Annotated in this window: 19 protein-coding genes and 1 tRNA gene; 7 read left to right on the top strand and 13 right to left on the bottom strand. The window is 59.3% G+C overall.

What is annotated here, in order from left to right:
- The first annotated feature begins 145 nt into the window (after window positions 1-145).
- The 4 genes from O3S81_RS21265 (at window position 146) to O3S81_RS21250 (ending at window position 5,531) form a co-directional block, all read left to right on the top strand.
- A complete protein-coding gene (locus tag O3S81_RS21265; RefSeq protein ID WP_269346435.1) occupies window positions 146-1,384 on the top strand; it encodes a vWA domain-containing protein in 1,239 nt (412 codons plus the stop codon).
- 131 nt (window positions 1,385-1,515) lie between these two features.
- Complete coding sequence (locus O3S81_RS21260) at window positions 1,516-3,138, top strand: ABC-F family ATP-binding cassette domain-containing protein (RefSeq protein ID WP_269346434.1); 1,623 nt, start codon at window positions 1,516-1,518, stop codon at window positions 3,136-3,138.
- 60 nt (window positions 3,139-3,198) lie between these two features.
- Window positions 3,199-4,209: a 2-hydroxyacid dehydrogenase gene (locus O3S81_RS21255; protein ID WP_269346432.1), complete on the top strand. Its 1,011-nt coding sequence runs from the start codon at window positions 3,199-3,201 to the stop codon at window positions 4,207-4,209.
- Window positions 4,210-4,385: 176 nt separating this feature from the next.
- Window positions 4,386-5,531: an alpha-hydroxy acid oxidase gene (locus tag O3S81_RS21250; RefSeq protein ID WP_269346430.1), complete on the top strand. Its 1,146-nt coding sequence runs from the start codon at window positions 4,386-4,388 to the stop codon at window positions 5,529-5,531.
- Between the two features lie 37 nt (window positions 5,532-5,568).
- Here O3S81_RS21250 and O3S81_RS21245 read toward each other — a convergent pair whose 3' ends face one another.
- On the bottom strand, window positions 5,569-5,913 hold the full coding sequence (locus O3S81_RS21245; RefSeq protein ID WP_269346428.1) for a hypothetical protein: 345 nt from the start codon (window positions 5,911-5,913) through the stop codon (window positions 5,569-5,571).
- Between the two features lie 200 nt (window positions 5,914-6,113).
- On the opposite strand from O3S81_RS21245, the gene O3S81_RS21240 reads away from it, so the two are divergent.
- Complete coding sequence (locus O3S81_RS21240) at window positions 6,114-7,055, top strand: helix-turn-helix domain-containing GNAT family N-acetyltransferase (RefSeq protein WP_269346426.1); 942 nt, start codon at window positions 6,114-6,116, stop codon at window positions 7,053-7,055.
- Between the two features lie 94 nt (window positions 7,056-7,149).
- On the opposite strand, the gene O3S81_RS21235 is transcribed toward O3S81_RS21240, so the two are convergent.
- From O3S81_RS21235 to cpdR, 10 genes are all read right to left on the bottom strand, one after another.
- On the bottom strand, window positions 7,150-8,646 hold the full coding sequence (locus O3S81_RS21235; RefSeq protein WP_269346424.1) for an FGGY-family carbohydrate kinase: 1,497 nt from the start codon (window positions 8,644-8,646) through the stop codon (window positions 7,150-7,152).
- Window positions 8,639-9,481 carry a class I fructose-bisphosphate aldolase gene (locus O3S81_RS21230; protein WP_269346773.1) on the bottom strand — a complete coding sequence of 281 codons (843 nt, stop codon included), beginning with the start codon at window positions 9,479-9,481 and terminating at the stop codon, window positions 8,639-8,641. The genes O3S81_RS21235 and O3S81_RS21230 overlap by 8 nt, the downstream gene beginning before the upstream one ends.
- 2 nt (window positions 9,482-9,483) lie before the next feature.
- Window positions 9,484-11,208, bottom strand: a complete 1,725-nt coding sequence (locus O3S81_RS21225; protein ID WP_269346422.1) for a glycerol-3-phosphate dehydrogenase/oxidase — start codon at window positions 11,206-11,208, stop codon at window positions 9,484-9,486.
- Between the two features lie 122 nt (window positions 11,209-11,330).
- Complete coding sequence (locus O3S81_RS21220) at window positions 11,331-12,329, bottom strand: aldo/keto reductase (protein ID WP_269346420.1); 999 nt, start codon at window positions 12,327-12,329, stop codon at window positions 11,331-11,333.
- Complete coding sequence (locus tag O3S81_RS21215) at window positions 12,326-13,300, bottom strand: sugar-binding transcriptional regulator (protein WP_269346772.1); 975 nt, start codon at window positions 13,298-13,300, stop codon at window positions 12,326-12,328. Before O3S81_RS21215 ends, O3S81_RS21220 begins: the two co-directional genes overlap by 4 nt.
- 41 nt (window positions 13,301-13,341) lie before the next feature.
- Window positions 13,342-14,343, bottom strand: coding sequence for an ABC transporter permease (locus O3S81_RS21210; RefSeq protein WP_269346418.1), 1,002 nt, complete (start codon window positions 14,341-14,343; stop codon window positions 13,342-13,344).
- Between the two features lie 12 nt (window positions 14,344-14,355).
- Window positions 14,356-15,876: a sugar ABC transporter ATP-binding protein gene (locus O3S81_RS21205; RefSeq protein WP_269346416.1), complete on the bottom strand. Its 1,521-nt coding sequence runs from the start codon at window positions 15,874-15,876 to the stop codon at window positions 14,356-14,358.
- Window positions 15,877-15,950: 74 nt separating this feature from the next.
- The gene (locus O3S81_RS21200) at window positions 15,951-16,964 is read right to left on the bottom strand and encodes a substrate-binding domain-containing protein (protein WP_269346414.1); all 1,014 of its coding nucleotides are present in this window, start codon (window positions 16,962-16,964) and stop codon (window positions 15,951-15,953) included.
- A gap of 308 nt (window positions 16,965-17,272) precedes the next feature.
- Window positions 17,273-17,347: transfer RNA gene (locus tag O3S81_RS21195), tRNA-Val, on the bottom strand.
- A gap of 81 nt (window positions 17,348-17,428) precedes the next feature.
- Window positions 17,429-17,791, bottom strand: a complete 363-nt coding sequence (gene cpdR, locus O3S81_RS21190) for a cell cycle two-component system response regulator CpdR (protein ID WP_003497910.1) — start codon at window positions 17,789-17,791, stop codon at window positions 17,429-17,431.
- Between the two features lie 181 nt (window positions 17,792-17,972).
- On the opposite strand from cpdR, the gene O3S81_RS21185 reads away from it, so the two are divergent.
- Complete coding sequence (locus tag O3S81_RS21185) at window positions 17,973-18,857, top strand: N-formylglutamate amidohydrolase (RefSeq protein ID WP_269346405.1); 885 nt, start codon at window positions 17,973-17,975, stop codon at window positions 18,855-18,857.
- Window positions 18,858-19,177: 320 nt separating this feature from the next.
- A complete protein-coding gene (gene hisN / locus O3S81_RS21180; RefSeq protein WP_269346771.1) occupies window positions 19,178-19,954 on the top strand; it encodes a histidinol-phosphatase in 777 nt (258 codons plus the stop codon).
- Between the two features lie 20 nt (window positions 19,955-19,974).
- Here the strand turns inward: hisN and O3S81_RS21175 are convergent, their stop codons facing one another.
- Window positions 19,975-20,916 (bottom strand): alpha/beta fold hydrolase, encoded by a 942-nt coding sequence (locus O3S81_RS21175; protein ID WP_269346404.1) that lies wholly within the window; start codon window positions 20,914-20,916, stop codon window positions 19,975-19,977.
- On the bottom strand, window positions 20,888-21,061 hold the full coding sequence (locus tag O3S81_RS21170; RefSeq protein WP_269346402.1) for a hypothetical protein: 174 nt from the start codon (window positions 21,059-21,061) through the stop codon (window positions 20,888-20,890). Before O3S81_RS21170 ends, O3S81_RS21175 begins: the two co-directional genes overlap by 29 nt.
- Window positions 21,062-21,096: the final 35 nt, after the last annotated feature.

The following is a 21,096-nucleotide window of genomic DNA, read 5'->3' as shown; positions in this document are numbered from 1 at the left end:
CATCACACAAAACAATTCTTGGAAAATACTTCAAAACTGCGCCAAATTGAACGATGCGTAAAATTTAACCCATCGTGTTAGCGGATTTTACATCGTTTGCGGGTCTCCTGCGCTCAATCTAATATTTCCAATCGGTGAGCCCGTCATGACCGCTTCCGCACCTCACAAACTCAAGCGCCGTTTTCTTGCCGATACGAGCGGCAATTTCGGCATGATGACGGCCATCCTGCTACCGGTTCTGCTGGGTGTCGCCGGTGCCGGCCTGGAGCTTGCGAATGTCATGCAGGCGAAAGCGGACATGCAGAATACGGCGGATTCTGCAGCTCTTGCAGCGGCCACCGAGGCTCGTCTAAAAAAGGGCGAACTGAGCGACGAACAGCTCAAGGAAATCGCCAAGGCCTTCATTGCGGCCCAGATGGAAAAGACCCTGACCGAGCAAGAGAAAAAGGAACTGGACCAAAACTCTCCAACCATCATCTCAGCAACGGAAAATGCGCGCGGCAAGACCTATACCGTCGAGACGACGATCAAGCGCCAGATACAGCTCAATCCGCTGCTCGGCTTCATAGGGGTGACAACACTCGACCTCTCGGTGACCGGCACCGCAAGAAGCACCGTCAACAAGGGCGCACCGATCTCCATGTATCTCGCGCTCGACCGCTCGGGATCGATGTCCTTCAAGACGGATACGGTTGATACCAAAAAAACGTCGTGCCAGAACTATACGGCTGATAATTGGGTTAAATATCCCAATCTGGCCAAGACTTCCCCCTGCTATGTCAACAAGGCCACATCGCTGAAGACCGCCGTTGGTTTTCTTGTCGCGACGTTGAACAAGGCTGATCCGACCTATACCGCCAGCGGTGGTTCAGAACTCGTTCGCACGGGCGCCTCGGTCTATACACACGAGAGCTATAACGCTCAGCCCATCGGCTGGGGTACCAGTGGCGTTGTCAGCTATGTCGACAAACAGATCCCGGAATTTCCCTCCGGTGGCACGGATGCCCGCAGCAGCCTCAATGCCGCTTACAACGCCCTTAAAAAAGCGAACCCCGACGAAGCGAAATACCATAAAGATCAGGGCAATGAATCCTTCGAGCGCTATATCGTCCTCATGACCGATGGCGAAATGACGGGAAACAGCGCCGCGTGGAATTTCAGCATCGACCAGGCCGTGCGTACCACCTGCGAGACCGCCAAAAAGGACGGGATCAAGATTTTCAGCGTCGCCTTCATGGCGCCGGACAAGGGCAAGTCGCTGCTGCAATATTGCGCCTCGAGCGCCGATAATTATTACGCGCCGGAAAATATGGAGCAGATCGTGACAGCCTTTGGCGAAATCGCCCGCAAGGCCGCCGGCAGCATAGCCACGCTCACCAACTGACGGCGAGCGCCGAAACCTTCGACGGGCTATGAGCGCGTGTTTTCCCTGCATGGCTGACAGGACAAGCACGACAGGTGACAGCGGCGGCGGCCCGTGGCATAGGAGGGCCGCTCCCATTCATAGGCCCTGTCATGATCCGCATCGAAAATATCAGCAAGTCGAACAGCCACCGCATTCTCTATATCGAGGCCTCCGCCGCGCTCAATCGCGGCGAGAAGATCGGCCTTGTCGGCCCGAACGGCGCCGGCAAGACCACCCTGTTCCGCATGATCACCGGCGAAGACCAACCGGATGAAGGGCAGGTCGTCGTCGAAAAGGGTATGACGGTCGGTTATTTCGATCAAGATGTCGGTGAAATGTCCGGCCGCTCCGCCGTGGCGGAAGTCATGGAGGGCGCGGGCCCGGTCAGCGAAGTGGCAGCAGAACTTCGCGAATTGGAAGCCGCCATGTCCGATCCCGACCGGATGGACGAGATGGACACCATCATCGAGCGTTACGGCGAAGTGCAGGCGCGGTACGAAGAACTGGATGGCTACGCACTGGAAGGCCGCGCCCGTGAGGTGCTGGACGGGCTGAGCTTCAGCCAGGAAATGATGGACGGCGATGTTTCAAAACTCTCCGGTGGCTGGAAGATGCGCGTGGCGCTTGCCCGCATTCTCCTCATGCGTCCGGATGTGATGCTGCTCGACGAACCGTCGAACCATCTCGATCTCGAAAGCCTGATCTGGCTCGAAGACTTCCTGAAGAACTATGACGGCGCGCTGCTCATGACCTCGCATGACCGCGAATTCATGAACCGTATCGTCACCAAGATCATCGAGATCGATGCCGGCAACCTCACGACCTATTCCGGCGATTACGGCTTTTACGAACAGCAGCGGGCACAGAACGAAAAGCAGCAGCAGGCGCAGTTCGAGCGCCAGCAGGCCATGCTCGCCAAGGAAATCAAGTTCATCGAACGCTTCAAGGCGCGTGCCTCGCACGCCTCGCAGGTACAGAGCCGCGTCAAGAAACTCGAAAAGATCGACCGCGTCGAGCCGCCGAAACGGCGCCAGACGGTGGCTTTCGAATTCGCCCCCGCTCCCCGGTCGGGTGAGGATGTCGTTGCGCTGAAGAAGGTGAACAAGGCCTATGGCAGCCGCACCATCTATGGCGAGCTCGACTTCATGGTGCGGCGCAAGGAGCGCTGGTGCATCATGGGCGTCAACGGCGCCGGCAAATCGACCCTGCTGAAACTGGTGACCGGCACGGCCGAGCCGGATTCCGGTAATGTCACCCTCGGCGCCAGCGTCAAGCTCGGCTATTTCGCCCAGCACGCCATGGATGTCCTGGATGGCGACAGCACCATTCTGGAATGGCTGGAGGAACGCTTTCCAAAGGCGGGCCAGGCGCCGCTGCGCGCCCTTGCCGGCTGTTTCGGCTTTTCCGGCGACGATGTGGAAAAACGCTGCCGCGTTCTTTCCGGCGGAGAGAAAGCCCGTCTCGTCATGGCGGCCATGCTGTTCGATCCGCCGAATTTCCTGGTGCTGGACGAACCGACGAACCATCTCGACCTCGACACCAAGGAAATGCTGATCAAGGCCCTGTCGGACTATGAAGGCACGATGCTGTTCGTTTCGCACGACCGCCACTTCCTGGCCGCCCTTTCCAACCGGGTGCTGGAGCTGACGCCGGATGGTATTCAACAATATGGCGGCGGATATACCGAATATGTCGAAAGCACCGGGCAGGAAGCGCCTGGCCTTCGCAGCTGAGGCACCCGCCGGACACATCGCCCTGTAACGGCAGCTTTCGTTTGGAGACTGGAGAAACAGATGCGGATCGTGGTCTACAGCGCCAAGCCCTATGACAGGCAGTTCCTTGACGGGGCGGCAAGCCCCGGCATGTCGATGCAATATTGCGAAGCGCGCCTGTCATCGGAAACTGTGGCGCTGGCAGACGGGGCGGCGGCGATCTGCGCCTTCGTCAATGACGACCTGTCGCGGCCGGTGCTCGAAAAGCTTGCGGAAATGGGCGTGCGGCTCGTTGCCTTGCGCTGCGCCGGTTTCAATCAGGTTGATCTCGCCGCCGCCGAAACGTTTGGCCTCACCGTTGCGAGGGTGCCGGCCTATTCGCCCTATGCGGTCGCCGAACACACCATGGCGCTCATCCTGTCGCTCAACCGCAAGATCCACCGCGCCTATAACCGCGTCCGCGAAGGAAACTTCGCCCTTGACGGCCTGCTGGGTTTCGATCTCCATGGCAAGACGGTCGGTATCGTTGGCACGGGCAAGATCGGCGCGATTTTCGCACGTATTGCCGCTGGCTTCGGCTGCCGCCTCATCGGCCACGATCTTCGACCAAATCCCGATTGCGAGGCGCTGGGCATGAGTTACGTCACGCGCGAGGAGCTGTTCCGGACATCGGATGTTCTCGCGCTGATGTGCCCGCTCACGCCGGAGACCCGGCACCTGATCCGCAGGGAAACTCTGCCCCTTCTCAAGAAAGGCGTGATGCTTATCAATACCAGCCGCGGCGCCATCATCGACACGCGGGCTGCGATTGCTGGTTTGAAAGACGGCACGATCGGCAGCCTCGGCATCGATGTCTATGAAGAGGAAGCCGATCTCTTTTTCGAGGACCTTTCCAATGACGTGCTGCGCGACGATGTCTTCGCGCGACTGCTGACCTTCCCCAATGTTCTGGTGACCGGCCATCAGGGTTTCTTCACGCAGGAAGCCCTCAAAAACATTGCCGACACGACGATCGGCAATATCGAAAGTTTTTTTGATACGGGCAAAGCCCTTTATGCCGTGTCGAGGGAGCAGCTTGCTGGCTCTGCCTAGCCGGTGGCTTTCGGCCAAACGCCTCGGTGCAGAACAGTTCCTGCCATTCCTTTCCGGAGCATTCATCGCTTTGAACCTGCGAAAATCGTCGGCAGCATGATTGCCCGGCCCAAATCCCCGGTATAGGTTTCCGACAATCTTTTGAAAGCGTTCAAACCGGACCGGTCGAGCAACAGATGCAACTTAAAGACTGCTATAATTTCCACGATTTTCGCCGCATGGCCAAACAGCGTCTCCCCGGCCCGATCTTCAATTACATAGACGGCGCGGCCGATGACGAGGTGACATATCGGCGAAACACGGCCGCCTTCGAAAATTGCGATCTCGTTCCCGATGTACTGCGGGGCGTGGCGGATGTGGACATGTCGGTCACCGTCATGGGGCAAAAGCTGTCGATGCCGGTCTATTGTTCCCCGACGGCGCTGCAACGCCTCTTCCACCATCAGGGCGAGCGCGCGGTCGCGGCAGCAGCGGGGAAATACGGCACGATGTTCGGCGTCTCCTCGCTCGGCACCACCAGCCTCGAGGAAGCGCGCCGGATCAGCGGCGGCCCACAGGTCTATCAGTTCTATTTCCACAAGGATCGTGGCCTCAACCGCGATATGATGGCACGTGCCAAGACCGCCGGCGTTGAGACGATGATGCTGACCGTCGACAGCATCACGGGCGGAAACCGCGAGCGCGACAAGCGCACCGGCTTTGCCATTCCCTTCAAGCTCAATCTTTCGGGAATTGCGCAATTCGCCATCAAACCGGCCTGGGGCATCAATTACCTGACGCATGAGCGCTTCAGCCTGCCGCAGCTCGACGACCACATCAAAATGGATGGTGGCGCTCTCTCGATCAGCCGCTATTTCACCGATATGCTCGACCCCTCCATGAACTGGGACGACGTGGCGCAGATGGTGCGCGAATGGGGCGGCCCTTTCTGCCTGAAGGGGATCATGTCGGTGGACGACGCCCGGCGTGCGGTCGAGATCGGCTGCAGCGGCATCGTGCTCTCCAATCACGGCGGACGCCAGCTCGATGGTTCCCGCAGCGCCTTCGACCAGCTGGCTGAAATCGTCGATGCGGTCGGCGACCGGATCGACGTGATGATGGATGGCGGCGTCCAGCGCGGCACCCATGTTCTGAAAGCGCTGTCTCTGGGGGCAAAAGCCGTGGGGCTTGGCCGCTATTACCTTTTCCCGCTCGCCGCTGCCGGGCAGCCCGGAGTTGAAAGGGCACTCGAATTGATGCGTATCGAAATTGAGCGCGGCATGAAGCTGATGGGCTGTACTACCGTTGATCAGCTCACTCGGCAAAATCTCAGGTTCCGCTGAGGGACGGATACGAAGGCGCGTTCAGGGCGCGACGCGGTCACAATCGAGCGCTGGAGCCGCATGCCGTGTCCGCCGCATTTTGCCAATGTTCCTGAAGCGCAGCGCCGATGTTCCAGACGAGCGCGAGGCACACCAATCCGCAAAAACCCGCGGAAATCAGTGAACGATGGCGCCTGACGCCGGAGAGAAACATCCAGCCGATAATTGCGTAGACCGCAAGTGCCGGTACGGCTGCAATCAGGACGGACGTGGGCCCGTCGCAATCGACGGCCTCGATGCCGACAGCACGATATTCATTCGGCGTTCCCACCAGGCCCATGAATGCGACAGGAAACATTGCGGCCAAAACGGCGTAGCGGAAAAATCGTGGCGTGTCAGGCATGCCTTCTCCATAGCCGGATAATCAACTATCGCGAAGCGCGATCTCAGAGAACATCATCTTTCCGATAATCGCAATTTAAGTGTCCCGAAGGGCGGATTGCCCGCTTTCGCGGAGAACGCCAGTATTTTACGCAGCCGCAATCTTGGCAAGTCAGATGAAATGTGATTATGGTTGCATCATGCAACCATAATGGATTGAACGTGTACCAGCAACCCTTTCCCATAAATGACATACGCTCCACCTCACGCCGGCTTGTGCGCGAACTCGGTTTCATGGGGGGAGATTTTGCCGGCACCGATTTGCCGCCTTCAGCCGTGCATGCCCTGATCGAAATCGAGGCACGCCCCGGCATCACGGCGCGGGACCTGGGAAAATTGCTGCGGCTTGAAAAATCAAGCATCAGCCGCATGCTCCGCAAACTCGTCGTCTCGGATGATATTCTCGAAGAAACGGATGAAAAGGATAGCCGCATCAAGCGGCTGCGCCTCACGGAACAGGGGCGGGAGCGGGTCGGCGCCATTCACGGCTTCGCGAACCGGCAGGTGTCGGGCGCCCTGACGCAGCTTTCGTCAGCGGATGCCCAGACGATCCTCGAAGGGCTTCGTCTTTACGCGGACGCGTTGGGCAACCGGGTCAAGGCCGCTGCTACCGGCATAGAGATCGTTGAAGGGTACAGGCCCGGCCTCATCGCCCGCATCACGCAGATGCATGCGCTTTATTACGCCCGGACATCCGGTTTCGGGCAACGTTTCGAATCCGTCGTCGCCGAAGGCCTCGCCTCCTTTTGCAATCGGCTTGAAAACCCGCAAAACGCAATCTGGGTCGCAATGCGCGGCGAAGAGATCATCGGCTCCATTGCCATCGATGGCGAGGATCTCGGAGCGAATGTCGCCCATCTGCGCTGGTTCATCGTCGATGATGGCGTGCGCGGCGGTGGTGTCGGACGCGGGCTGCTGGCGACCGCACTGGCCTTTGCCGATGAAAAGGGTTTTGCCGAAACCCATCTTTGGACATTCAACGGTCTTTTGGCCGCACGGCATCTTTACGAAGCCCATGGTTTTGCATGCACGGAGGAGTATCCGGGTAGCCAATGGGGAAGCGAGGTTCTGGAACAACGCTTCGTCCGGCCACGGCCCGAATGATCTTTTAATCCGGACGGCGCTTCAGCATTGGTGAGTGAGGGTTCTTGCGGAGCGATACGGTACACGCGATCGCCACCGCTGAAGCCCTGCATTCTCACGGCAAGCGCAAAGCACTCCAGAACCCGCGCAGTTGCTCGGTCAATTGCGCGTAGAGGCCGTAACGCCGCCTGTAGTGCGAGACCTGCGCGGCGTCCGGCCGGTAGGCATTCGCCACGCGCGTCATCGCCGCGACGGCCTCCTCATAGCCCGGATAGAGCCCCGTCGCCACGGCTGCACCGATCGCCGCACCGAGCGCGCCCGTCTCGCGGGCTTCGGCAACGCGAAGGGGGATTTCCAGAACATCCGCCATGATCTGTGGCCAATGCTGGCTGCGGGAACCACCACCGGACATGACCGCACTTTCGACCGGCAGCCCCGCATCCCGCAGGACGCCGATATGGCGGCGATGCTCGAAACACACCCCTTCAAACAGGGCCCGCACCATATGGCCTTCGCCATGCCAGCCGGCAAGGCCGTAAAAGCCGCCGCGGAATTCTGCTCCCAGCCGCGAGCCGAAGATGAAGGGGTGAAAAAACGGATCGTCGGCACGCGGCTTGACGGAGCCGACCAACTCGTTGCAGCGCTCGAAGGCATGTTCGCCATGATCCGCACGAACACGATGCACGTACCATTCGAGATTGGCGGCGGAAGTGGCGCTGGATTCGATGTTGACATAGCGGTCACGGCCAAAGGTCGTGACCATGAAGACATCCGGACTGATGACCGGCCTGTCCGCAAAGACCTGATTGATGCTCCAGGTGCCAGCGATGATGGATGCCTCCCCGGCATTGATGACGCCCGAACCCATGGCACTGGAAACGACATCGAAGAAACCGCCAATGACGGGCGTGCCTTCGGAAAGCCCGGTCAGGCCGGCAGCCTCCCGCGTCACCTGGCCGACAATATCGGCCGATTCCACGAGGCGGGGGAAGAACGCCAAGGCATCCTCAAGGCCGTAAAGTGACAGGAGTTCGCGGTCGAGCCGCGCTTCCGGCAGGGCCAGCAACCCCGCACCGCTGAGATCGGAAATATCGTTGGCAAGGCAGCCCGTCAGGCGGAAATTGACGAAGTCCTTGCAGAACAGCACCGTGCCGGTCTGCGCATAGAGATCGGGTGCATGTCGTTTCACCCAGGCCAGAAGGGTGGGCGTCTGCGCTGGCCACGGCCGCTGCAGGCAACGGGCCTGCAGCAAGCTTCCGCTTTTCCGGTCGAGCTCGGCCGCCACATCGGCGGCGCGGCTGTCGAGCGACTGGATGCCGAGGAGCGGTTGCTGTTCTTTATCCAGAAGGTAGAGGCCATTGCCATGGCCGGCACAGCCCACCGCCGCGATGCTGCGGGGATCGACCGCCGATTTAACCAGAAGCTGGCAGATCGCCTCACAGCCGTTCCGCCACAATTCCTCAAGATCGCGCTCGACGTAGCCGGGCTGCGGGAATGTCGAATGTCCGTCGATGGCGTGCTGGGCGATCTGCCGGCCCGCCGTGTCGAACAGCACCGCCTTGATGACCGTGTTGCCGACATCGAGACCCAATATATGATTTTTCTCAGCCACGATTATAGATGTCCCATGCCTCTTCGCCGCTCGCACCCTGATGGATGATGGCCATCAAGGCCGCGACCACGGCCTTGGGATTGTCATGCTGATAGATGTTGCGGCCATAGACCATCCCGTTCGCGCCCTCCGCCATCAAGGCCGCCGATTTTGCCAGCACATTGCGCAAATCCTCACGTCCCCCGCCCCGCACCAGCACCGGGCAACGCGCCGCCTCGATCACCCTGTGGAAATCCTGCGGGTTGCTGGTCGGATCGGCCTTGATGATATCGGCTCCCATTTCCGAGGCAAGGCGTACCAGCGTGACGATCTTCTCGGCATCGCCATCCACCTGGTACCCGCCGCGCACGTCATTGGGCAGCATCACCAGCGGCTCGATCATCAGCGGCATGCCGAAACGGTGGCAATCGGCCCGCACCCGGCTGATATTCTCGACGCATTGGCGGAACAGTTCCGGCTCATCCGGCAGCATGAACAGATTGACGACGACGCAGGCCGCATCCATCTCCAGCGCACCGATGATCGGGTCATGATAATTCTGAAGCTGCGACCACATGGTTCTGTGACGGGTGGAATTATAGGGATTGCCCATATCGATGCGCATGACGAGGGCCGGCTTGTCGCGCTCCGGTCTCTGCTGCAGCAGATCCGCCTGCCCATAGGTCATCTGGATCGCATCGGGACGCGCTTCCACCAGCTTCTCGACCGTCTGCGCCATATCCTCCAGCCCGACGAGGAAGCTCGGCTCGTTGCAAACCCCGTGATCGATGGCCACATCAAGGCAACCGCCATTGCGGAACAGCCGGTTCATGCGCGCCTTTTTCGAAATCCGCATCATCATGCATTCTCCTTGCATCTGTGTTGAAGCATTACCGGGGTGACCCCGTAAAAAGTCTCCAGCTCCTCAATGAGCCGCTGCCGCTCCACTGCGGCCCGGGTGGATGACCAGCCCAGTTCGCGCGCGGCAACATCGAGGATGGCGTCGATCAGACCGGCATCGATGAGGCCGGTGATGGCGAGTGTCGTGCGCCGCAGAATGAGGTCCGTCAGGTGCCGCACATGTTCTGAGCGGATCAGCCAGAGGACTTCCGCGGCCGTTATCGACGATTTTTCCGAAAGCGGCGCGTCATCCGCTCGTCCCCGGCAAAAGCCCATCAATTCGAAGGCACGGGAGCCATAGGCCAGGGCGAGATGTTCCGCCCGGCGCCGGTCGATAAAAAACTGCTCCGACAGCAAAGCGGGCAGGCGCCCTGCACCCGTGGGGAAGTTCCTGCCGCCACCAATAGGGCGGTTCATCGTGCCGGTCAGCCGCTTGCGCCCTAGAAAGGCCAGAACCTCATCGCTCACCTGTTCGCCGAAAGCCCTGAAGGTCGTCCACTTGCCGCCGATCATGCAAAGCTGTGGCGGATCGCCGGCGACACGGTGGATAAAATGGCTACGGGAAATTCTACCGGTAAAAGCGGCATCGCTGCGCGGCAGCGGGCGTATGCCGCTGAAACTGAAGACAATGTCCGAGGGATCGACGGTAATGTCCGGAAACACCTGGGCAACCGCTTCGAGAATATAGTCCCGCTCCTCCGGCTCGCATCGCACCCGTTCGGGGCGGTCCACCTTGATATCGGTTGACCCTGCAAGAACCCGACCGAGATAAGGAAAGAGGATGCAGACGCGATTGTCGGCATTTTCAAAGAAGATCATGTGGCCGTTCAGCGCCTTGAGGAGCGCATCATTGGCGATGATGAGATGTGACCCCTTGGTGCCGGAAACGGTCGGTTTCTGCTTCTCCGCGGCCGGGGCGGCGGAAAGCGTGCTGATCGTCTCGTCGATCCATGCCCCCGTGGCGTTGACGATGATGCGCGGCCGGATGGGCAGCATTTCATCCGTTTCCTCTGCCCGGAGATGATATTCGTTGCCGTTGCGGATAAGCTCCGCATAGTTGAGCGCGATGCTTTGCGGCGCATCTGCCGAGGTATCGATCAGCAGTTCCAGTGCAAGCCGCTCCGGCTGGCTTATCCATGCATCGTAGTAGGTGGCCGAATATCGGATGTCAGGCGTCAGACCCGGCCAACGCTTCAGCGTCTTGCCGGCGCCGCGAAACTCATGGCGAGGCAGGATGCGGTTCTTGCGGGTGACGAAGTCATAGAGGGTAAGGCCCGCCTTGATGGCGAGCGCTCCCCGGCTTGCGGGTTTGCCGCCGGAGCCGAAAAATGTCGCGGCCGCATTGAATAGGCCGCTGAACATCGAAAAAATCGGGATCGTCGTCGGCAGCGGCTGCACCATATGCGGCGCGAGCGTCAAAAGAGCATCGCGCTCGCGCAAGGATTCCGCCACGAGGCCGAATTCGCCATTTTCAAGATAACGCAGGCCGCCATGAATCATGCGCGAGGGTGCTGCGCTGCAGCCGGAGGAAAAATCATTGCGTTCGACCAGGAGCACCCGCAACCCCTGCAGGGCCAAATCGCGATAGGCTGCGATGCCGTTGATACCGCCACCGATGACGACGGCGTCGAAATCACCGTCTTGCCGGATGCGGCGGAGAGCGTCCTCGCGAAAACTGGGCATAGGAATACCGTTCGCTGGCTAATGACCAGCGTCCCAATGGTGTTGATCGTTTAAAGCGATGGGAGAGACGGGAGGCGAAAATTATGTGCTGTTCGCCAAAAGCCCCGCCTCACCTACATGTTTCAGCTATCGAGCCCGACGAGATGCTCGGTGACGCCAGCGCTGATGAGGGCCAGCTCACCCGCTGTAAGTCGCAGGCGGGCGGCAGCGGCGTTTTCCACCGCCTGCGCCGGATCGCGCGCGCCGCATAGCGAGAATGTTATGCCCGGCTGGGCAATCGTCCAGGCAATCACCACCTGTGCGACCGAAGCCCCATGCGTGGCCGCCACCGGCTCCAGCACCGCCATCAACCGCGCGATCTTCTGACGGTTCGCCTGGCTGAAACGCGGATTACCGTGGCGCTGATCGTCCTCCGCAAACACGCGCTCAGGCCCGACCTTGCCCGACAGGAGGCCGAGTGCCAGCGACGAATAGCTGAGGACGGAGACAGAATTCTTCCGGCAAAGCGGCAGAAGCGTCGTCTCGATATCACGCTTCACCATGGAATATTCTTCCTGAATGGCATCCAGCGCACCGGTGGCAATATAAGCCTCCAGATCGCCCGGCGAGACGTTGCTTGCGCCGATAGAGCGGATCTTCCCCTCCTCCTTCAGCCGAACCAAAGCCTCGACCGTCTCGGCAACCGGCGTCGTGGCGTCCTGCCAATGGGTGACGTAATGGTCGATATAGTCGGTTCCGAGCCGCTTCAGGCTTTCTTCGACCTCGTAACGGATCGAAGCAGCGCCGAGATAACGGTGAACGGGCTTACCATCCTGATGGAAGAAATAGGCACCCTCGTTGACATGCCAGACGAGACCACATTTGGTGACCAGCACCACCTTGTCGCGCCGGCCGGCAATCGCCTTGCCAACGATGGTTTCCGCAAGCCCCATGCCATAGGCCGGGGCGGTATCGATCAGGGAAATGCCGGCATCGATAGAGGCCTCTATGGCGGCGATGGATTGCCGCTCATCCGTGCCGCCCCACATCCAGCCGCCGATGGCCCAGGTGCCCAACCCCACGGCGGATGCGCTGATGCCGCTGCCGCCGATCGTCCGGGTCAATATTGCGTTCTCCGTCACGACGTTTCCCCTTCCCCTTGATTCAATAAATAACCGGCAATCGCCTCATCCACGACGAGCGAGGTTAGATAACGGCCGGCAAGCGTGGCCGCCACCGGTCCGGCCTTGATCGCGCCAGCCGCCACGCCGATGATGTTCGGGCACCGGGCAAGCTGCCGGGGGTCCAGCGCCACCACGCGTGAGTTGAGATCAATCCGCGCCAGTTGCCCGTCCGACATGGTGAGATGGGCAAGGAATTCGCCGGCAATGCCCACATCCATCAGCGCCTGTCCGCCACGTGCCGCATCCGGCAGGAGATCGTAATAACCGGAGCCCGGAGCCTCCACGGAACCGATGCCGACCAGTGCCACCTGCGCCTGCCGCGCCAGATCGAAAACTTCGCGGATCGACGCGACATTCATCAAAAGATCGCGCTGTTCCTCATCCTCGGCAAACAGCGGCGCATGCAGGAGCGAGGCGCTGCCACCGAGCTTTTCCGCAAGCTGCGTGGCGAGATGATTGACGTCCGTATAATGCTTGCCCTGCACACCGCCGGTCAGCGGCACCACCCGCACATCGAAACGCCGCTCCGCCTCCAGATTATCAACGACGGCGCTGACCGCCTTGCCGCCGGTAATCGCAATCACGTCGCCATCCCGGATTGTCTCCAGCAAATGGTTGGCCGCCACCCGCCCGACCATCTGCAGCACGGTTTCCGGATTGTCGGAGACCGTTGGCGTCACCACCGACTGCGTGAGGCCATAACGGCGACTGATCTCGTTTTCGAGATCCACCAGCCGCTGATAGGGACTGGCGATGGTGATCTTCACCATGCCCGCCTTGCGGCCCGCCGCGATCATACGGTTCACCTTGGTATGGGAAAGATTGAGCCGCTCGGCGATCTCCGACTGCTTCACCCCCTCGATGAAATGCAGCACCAGGACGGAATACATCTGCCTCTGTTGATCGAAGTCGTCCTTGATATCCAGCATGATCGTCTTTCTCCAGTTACCCTCGGGCGAGCGAAGGGCGCTCACCGGCGGCGCCTGACCAGATAGTGGTCGAACAGGACCGCTGCCAGCAATATGCTTCCCCTGATGATGTCCTGCCAGTAGACAGACACGTTGAGCAAGGCAAGCGAGCTGGAAACGACGGACAAAAGGATCGCGCCGAGGATTGCACCCAGAATGGTGCCCGAGCCACCGGAAAGGCTCGCGCCGCCGATGACCGCCGCGGCGATGACATTAAGCTCCATGCCGACGCCGAAGCTCGGCTGGGCGGAACCGAAGCGGGCCATGTAGATGACACCGGCAATGCCGCACAGCATCGAGCAAAGCGTGGTGGTGGCAAACACCACCCGACCGACACGAATGCCGGAATAGGCGGCCGCCTTGGGATTGCTGCCGGTATAAAACACCTTGCGGAAGGCGGTCGTGCGCCGCAGCAGCAGGTCGAAGACAACGACGACAACCGCGAAGATGATGAGCACCAGCGGAATGCCGCCAAGCGCGCCCTGGCCGATGAACTTGAATTCCGGCGGCAGAGAGTAAAGCCCGAGCGGCCGCCCGCCAGTTGCCAGCAGGCAGACACCGCGCGCAATGACCATGACGCCGAGTGACACGATGAAATGATGCAGACCAACCACCGTAGTCAGAAATCCCATGACCATGCCGACCAATGTCGTGAGGCAGATTGCAAGACCCGCCGCGACCCAGGGATCGATACCATTGAGGAACAGCCAGCCGGCCGCCACCATCGCAAGTGCTGTAACGGAACCCACGGAAAGATCGATACCACCAGAGATCAGCAGGATCGTCATGCCCACCACGACGATGCTTTCGATAGCGAAGACCATGGCCATGGCCCGCAGATTGTCCACCGTCAGAAAGTAAGGCGATATGAAGGACATCACTGCAAAAAGCGCGAGAATGATGACGATCAGCCCGGTTTCGCGCGCCTTGATCGCCGGCTCCCACCAGGCCGTGCGGCGAACCGCCGCCTCGGCAAGGCTTGAAGGTGTTTCCGATGTTGCCATTTTCCCGCTCCCTCAGGCTTCCGCCGCATTCTGCATGATATTGATCGATGCGAGCTGCATGATCTTTTCCTCCGTCATGTCGTCTCCCGCGACCTCGCCGGTGATGCGCCCCTCGCGCACGACGAGTACACGATCGCTGACGCCGATAAGTTCCGGCAGCTCCGAGGAGATGACGACCACGCCAACCCCTTCCCGCGCCAGTTCCCGGATCTGGCGGTGGATTTCCGCCTTGGCGCCCACATCCACCCCGCGGGTCGGCTCATCCAGAAAGATGACTTCCGGTTCCACCGACAGCATCTTGGCCAGCGCCACCTTCTGCTGGTTGCCGCCGCTCAAGGTCGAGACGGCGTCACCGACGCTGTTCGCCCGCAGTTTCAGCCGGCGCCCCAGCTCATCGGCACGCTTCATCTCCTTGCGCCGCTCGATAAAGCCGATGCCGTTCGATATCCTGCCGATATCGAGCGCCGAGACATTGGAAGCGATGGACATGTTGAGGAACAATCCGTCGCCCTTGCGGTCCTCGGAGAGATAAACGATCCCCTCGCGGATGCTGTCGCGATAATCCTTGAGCTTCAGCGGCCGGCCGCGCAGCGCGACCTCGCCTTTCGGTTTTCCCTCCAGCCAGCAGACAGCCCGCGCAATCTCGCTGCGGCCGGCACCGATAAGCCCAGCAAACCCTAAGATTTCGCCACGACGCAGGTCGAAATCGACGTCGAAAACACGCTTTCCTTCGTTCAATCCCCGAACCGAAAGAATGACCTCGTCCGATTTTTCATCATCCGCCAGTTTCGGTGGGTAGAGCTTGTCGAGAACACGCCCCACCATGCTGTTGACGACCTCTTCCGGGGAGATGTCGGCAATATTCTCCGTCCTGATATGGCAGCCGTCGCGCATGACCGTGATGCGGTCGCAATGTTCGAAAATCTCCGCCATGCGGTGGGAGATATAGATGATGGCAATGCCACGCGCCGCCAGCCGGTGCATGATCCTGAAAAGCGTCTGTGCCTCGGTCTCGGTCAGCGCCGCCGTCGGCTCGTCGAGGATCAGGATACGGCAATCGAGCGTCAGCGCCTTGGCGATCTCGACGATCTGCTGCTGCGAAATCGACAGGTCGCCCGCCCGGCGGGCGGGATCGATATCGCCGATCTCCCGCAGCACCGTTGCGGCCCGTTTTTCCAGATCGCTATAATTCATGAACCAGGAGCGGCTCTGGCCGGTCTCCGACATGTACATATTTTCGGCGACCGAAATCTCCGGGCAGAGCGCGATCTCCTGATGCACGAAACCGATGCCCAGCCTGTTCGCCGCATTGGGCGAAGATATGCGGACCGGTTTGCCATCCAGCAGGATTTCCCCGCCATCCGGCTGCAGAATGCCGTCGATAATATGCATCAGCGTCGACTTGCCCGCACCGTTTTCACCAGCGAGCGCGTGGATTTCGCCGCGCCGCAGTTCAAGTGCGGCACTACGCAATGCGCGCACGGGCCCGAACGCCTTGTGAATATTCGTCATGCTGAGGATGACCTCACCCATAACGCCCTCCCGAACCTGCTTCCCTTGTGACCGGCGAGGCAAAAAAACCTCGCCGGTTTTTTAAGAGCGACGCGTCAGCGTCCTTTCATATACTCATTGAGATCGAAGGAAGCGGCATTCGCCTTGGTGATGACAGCGAAACCATTGTCCATCGAAGGTACCTGCATCGGATTGAAGCCGGAAACCTTATAGTCGTTGAATGGATCGATCAGGTCCGAATGGGCGCCCAGAAACGTGTTCATGAAACCCATGAAACCCTGAACCCCCTGATTAGGATTGATGGACATGTAGATATTGCCCTGCTTGATGTGTTCCAGCGTCGCCGGCGTGATATCCGCGTGCAGGATGAGCACTTTCTTTTTCGCTTCCAGAACCGCAGTCGTCGCACCTTCGGCAGAACCAGCTTCCGGAATCCAGAGCGCGCCCAGATTGGGGTTTGCCTGCAGGAGAGCGCCGACCGCCTGATAGGCGACATTGGCGTCCTGGTTTGTGGCCTGCCTGCCAACCAGCTTCATCTGAGGATAGGTACGCCCCATATAGTCGATGAGGGCGGTGACGCGCAGATCGTGATTGCTCTGGCCCGGATTTTCCAGAACCGCATATTCACCCTTTTCACCGAGCTTCTTGACGATTTCATCGGCCGCAAATTTCGCCTCGGCAACATTGTCCGAAGTGATATAGGCGGTGCGCTTCGACTTCGGGGAATCCGCTGCGAAGGTCGTCACGGAAATACCGGACGCAATTGCCTTGTTGATGGGTTCGATAAAGGGATCCGCCTGCATCGGGTGCAGCAGGATGCCTTTCGGCTTCTTCACCAGCTCCTGCTCGAAGGACGCGATCTGCTTGGTGATGTCATATTCCGGCGTACCGGTGAAGACGGCCTCGCAGCCAAGCGCCTTGGCGGCCTGCTTGAACCCCTCGAAGACCGGCACCCAATAAGGGTGGCTGGAAACCATGACGTTCATCACATAGGTCTCACCCGGCTCGCACGCGAATTTGCTTGCAGCGGTGGCCGGCGAAGCGGCACCAGCGGTCATCGCCACGGTCAAAACACCCGCGGCAGCGGTCGATTTCAGAAAAGCCAACATATTCCCCTCCCAAGGACAATGACTTAGTCCGCAATAAATTTTACTATGCGTAATTTATTGCATGACCACTGAGATAGCGGGAAAAACCGGGCACGTCAACGGCTTTGAATTTTATTTTGTATTGTGAAATTTATTGCAAAAGAGCATTAAGCGAAAAAGCCGATCACCAGCGACCATGTGGCCAGCGTGAATAGTGAGTGCCGCATCGGCTATAGGTTTGCTCACGGATAAGAAGGGCTGGACCATGGCTGAGCCAGAAACGCAAAAAGGGTTTCTGATTGCTCAGAAACCCTTTTCATAAATTCGGATGGTGGGCGTGACAGGGATTGAACCTGTGACCCCTACGATGTCAACGTAGTGCTCTCCCGCTGAGCTACACGCCCTCCGTGGCGGCGGATAGACCACAAAACCGGTTCATGCGTCAACTGCTTTTTTTCGGTTTTGTGAAGGTTTTTTGAGAGGCCCTACGCCACAAGGAGTTTGTTGACCTCATCCACGAGATCACGCAGATGGAACGGCTTGGAAAGCACCTTGGCGTCCTTCGGAGCCTTCGAATCGGCGTTCAGTGCAACGGCCGCAAAGCCGGTGATGAACATCACTTTCAGGTCGGGGTCGAGTTCGGTGGCGCGACGCGCAAGCTCGATGCCATCCATTTCGGGCATGACGATATCGGTCAGCAGCAGCGAAAAAGGCTCTTCGCGAAGCCGGTCATAGGCGCTTGCGCCGTTGTCGAAGGAAGAAACCTTGTAACCGGCTTTTTCCAGCGCCTTGACGAGAAAGCGGCGCATATCGTTGTCGTCTTCAGCGAGAAGAATTTTCTGATTCATCATAAGTGACCGTAACTGCTCAATGTTTGGAATACCCTAGCCCGATTATAGGATTTTCACGGTAAATATCCTGTGAACGCGTGAATCGGTATAGCGCTGCTTGGGCGATAGTATGGACTTGCCGCACCGTAACTGGCAACATGAACATCCTGATAGTTTGCGACATGGTAAATGGCACGGAATGGACTGGGTCACGGGTGAATATGAGCTGTTTGAAGTAACGGAACCTGCCGTTCAAACCCTGCCATTTGTCTATAATTCACCCCATAGCGGCCGTTGTTATCCCATCTCCTTCTTGGAATCGGCGCGGCTCGATTCGCATGAAATCCGCCGTTCCGAAGATCACTTCGTCGATGAACTGTTCGCTGTGGCGCCCGAGATCGGCGCCCCGCTTCTGAAAGCGAATTTTCCGCGCGCCTATCTCGACGTCAATCGCGAGCCTTATGAGCTCGATCCGCGCATGTTCGAGGGCACGTTGCCGCCTTACGCCAATATCGGCTCCATGCGGGTCGCCGGCGGCCTCGGAACCGTGCCACGCATCGTCGCCGAAAATATGGATATCTATGCCCATCGCCTGCCGGTGGACGAAGCGCTCTCGCGGATCGAAACGATCTACAAACCCTATCACGCCTGCCTGCGCCGACTGCTTTCACGCACCCATGCGCATTTCGGCATGGCCGTGCTGATCGACTGCCATTCCATGCCGGGCAATATCCGCGTCGCCGGCTCGAATCTGAGACCGGACGTGATCATCGGCGACCGTTACGGCACCAGCGCATCCCAGGAAGTCTCCCGCGCCGCCCTGCATTTTCTCGAGGAGCTGGGTTTCGTCGCAGTCTGCAACAAACCCTATGCCGGCGGCTTCATCACCGAACATTACGGGCGGCCGATCCGATCCCTCCACGCACTGCAGATCGAGGTCAACCGGGCGCTTTATGTGGATGAAAAGACGCTTCTGAAAAAAGCCGATTTTCCCGCCATTCAGGCATCGCTGGAAATTTTCATGCGCCAGCTCGGCGCCTTCGTTTCGGAATACGCGATCGAAACATCGCTCGCCGCCGAATAGCACCCCGAATTACCGGTATTCCAGCTCGTTATCCCGCATCGCCCGCCCGTGTCCGGGCAAAAAAAACCGCGCCTTGGCGCGGTCAAGTCTAGGGAGGAAACACCCAAGGAGGGTATTTACAGTCAAAGACTGTAGGGTGAATTTACGCAGCCACTGCACAATTGTCAATCACTTTATTTTTTGCCTATTTTTTATGCTTATGCCCAAAAATATGGAAACGCCGGCTCCGGCATCCGTATGAGTGGACGGCGGGCGTGATTCCGGTTTATGCATTGCGCCACAGAGTTTAGGCCACCATTCAGGCAATGAGGTTTCGCATGCTGCTGCCCGATCGGGATTTCTTCTTCAAACTTGCCGATGCCGCCAGCGCCGAGACGCTTCCCCGCTTCCGCACGGGCATTGCCGTCACCAACAAGCAGGATGGTGGCTACGATCCGGTGACGGAAGGCGATCAGGCGGCGGAAACCGCGATTCGCGCGCTCATCGAAGACCGTTTTCCGCAGCACGGCATTCTTGGCGAAGAACATGGCAATGTCGGTCTCGACCGCGATCATATCTGGGTCATCGACCCGATCGACGGCACCCGCGCCTTCATTTCCGGCGTACCGGTCTGGGGCACACTGATCGGCTTCCAGTCAGCCGGGCGCGCCACGATGGGCATCATGGACCAGCCCTTCACGAAAGAGCGTTATTTCGCCGATGGCGAAGCGGCGTGGTATTTCGGACCCGACGGCGAAAAGAAGATCCACACGCGTGATTGCGCGTCTCTATCGGATGCGGTGCTCTTCACCACAAGCCCGCATATCTTCACCGCGGAAGAAAGACCCTTGTACGAAAAGGTGCAGGGCCAGGCTCGCCTTTTCCGTTACGGCGTGGATTGTTACGCCTATTGCCTGCTTGCGGCCGGACATGTCGATCTGGTGATCGAATCCGGCCTGAAGCCCTATGATGTCGGCGCGCTTATTCCCGTGATCGAGCAGGCCGGCGGCATCATCACCACCTGGGATGGTGGACGTCCGGAAGATGGCGGCCGCATTCTGGCCGCCGGCTCCAAGGCCGTGCACGAACAGGCGCTTGCCATTCTCTCAAAACTCTAGGCGCTTGGCTCAAGCGGCCATCACTCCGGCGCGAAAAACGCGTCGATGGCCGCCAGTGCCTGTTTGCGGAAAACGTCACGCTCATGCAGCAATTCGTGGCGCGCACCGGTGATGGGAAGAAGCTGCGCCGCCCGGAAATTGCGCGATAGCTCTTCCTGCGCCTTGTAAGGCGTGATCGTATCCAGCATCGGCGCCAGAATGAGGGTGGGAATATTTATGTTCGTCAGGTGATCCTGACGAGTCACCCGCCCCATGGTCTTCAGCGCTTCATGGACCCACCGCGCTGTGGGGGCGCCGATAAACAGTTCCGGAAACTGCCTGTGCAGTGAGAGATTTCGGGCAAAACGCCTTGCATCCGAGGTCAGCGGGTTGCCATCGAAATCCCGCTCACGCTGATCCTTGCCGAGTTGAATCCTTCCCAGACCGACAAGGCTCAAGGCCGTCGCAACCACCCGGATGACGGGCGCGGGAACGGATTGCTGGTTATCCAGCTCGATGAATGGCGAACACAGCGCCAGACGGTCAATCCGGTTCGACAGGCCGGATGCGGCGGCAAGTGCCGCGAGCGCGCCGGTGGAATGGGCAATCATGAAGAAAGGTAGCCGCGTATCCGGCAGCACCACCTGTTCGAGAAAAAGGCTTATATCGCGCTGATAGTCTGAAAAGCGCCGCACATGCCCGACGCCCGGTTTTTTCAGGAGCCTTTCGGAGCCGCCCTGCCCGCGCATGTCGAAGGTTGCGACCCAGAAGCCCATGGCTGTCAGATCGGTGACGGTCTCGAAATATTTTTCGATGCATTCGTTCCTGCCATGCAGCAACACCACCGTTCCGCGGGCAATGTGGCGGCTGGAACGAAAGATCGCATATCGAAGCTGCTTGCCGCCATGGCCGGTAAAATATCCGACAGTATGGTTGTCGGGAACCGGGTTGTCTTCACTGGCGCGCAATGTGGCTTCGATCATCGGTCTTTTCCGGCTTTTCTGCCCTTTCGGGATAGGTCGGCGGCGCGGGAAGGTCAAAGAAAAAATTGCCGGAACCGTCGGTTAAAGCAGTCGCGGTTCCGGCCAGTAAGACAGAAGAAGAAGGGACGTTATTGCTTCTGTCCACGGAGAATGTCTCCGATGACCGAAGTTTTATGGCTC

The organism is Agrobacterium sp. SOY23, assembly GCF_027212525.1.
GTDB classification, from domain to species: domain Bacteria; phylum Pseudomonadota; class Alphaproteobacteria; order Rhizobiales; family Rhizobiaceae; genus Agrobacterium; species Agrobacterium tumefaciens_I.
This window is presented reverse-complemented; position numbering and strand designations above follow the sequence as displayed.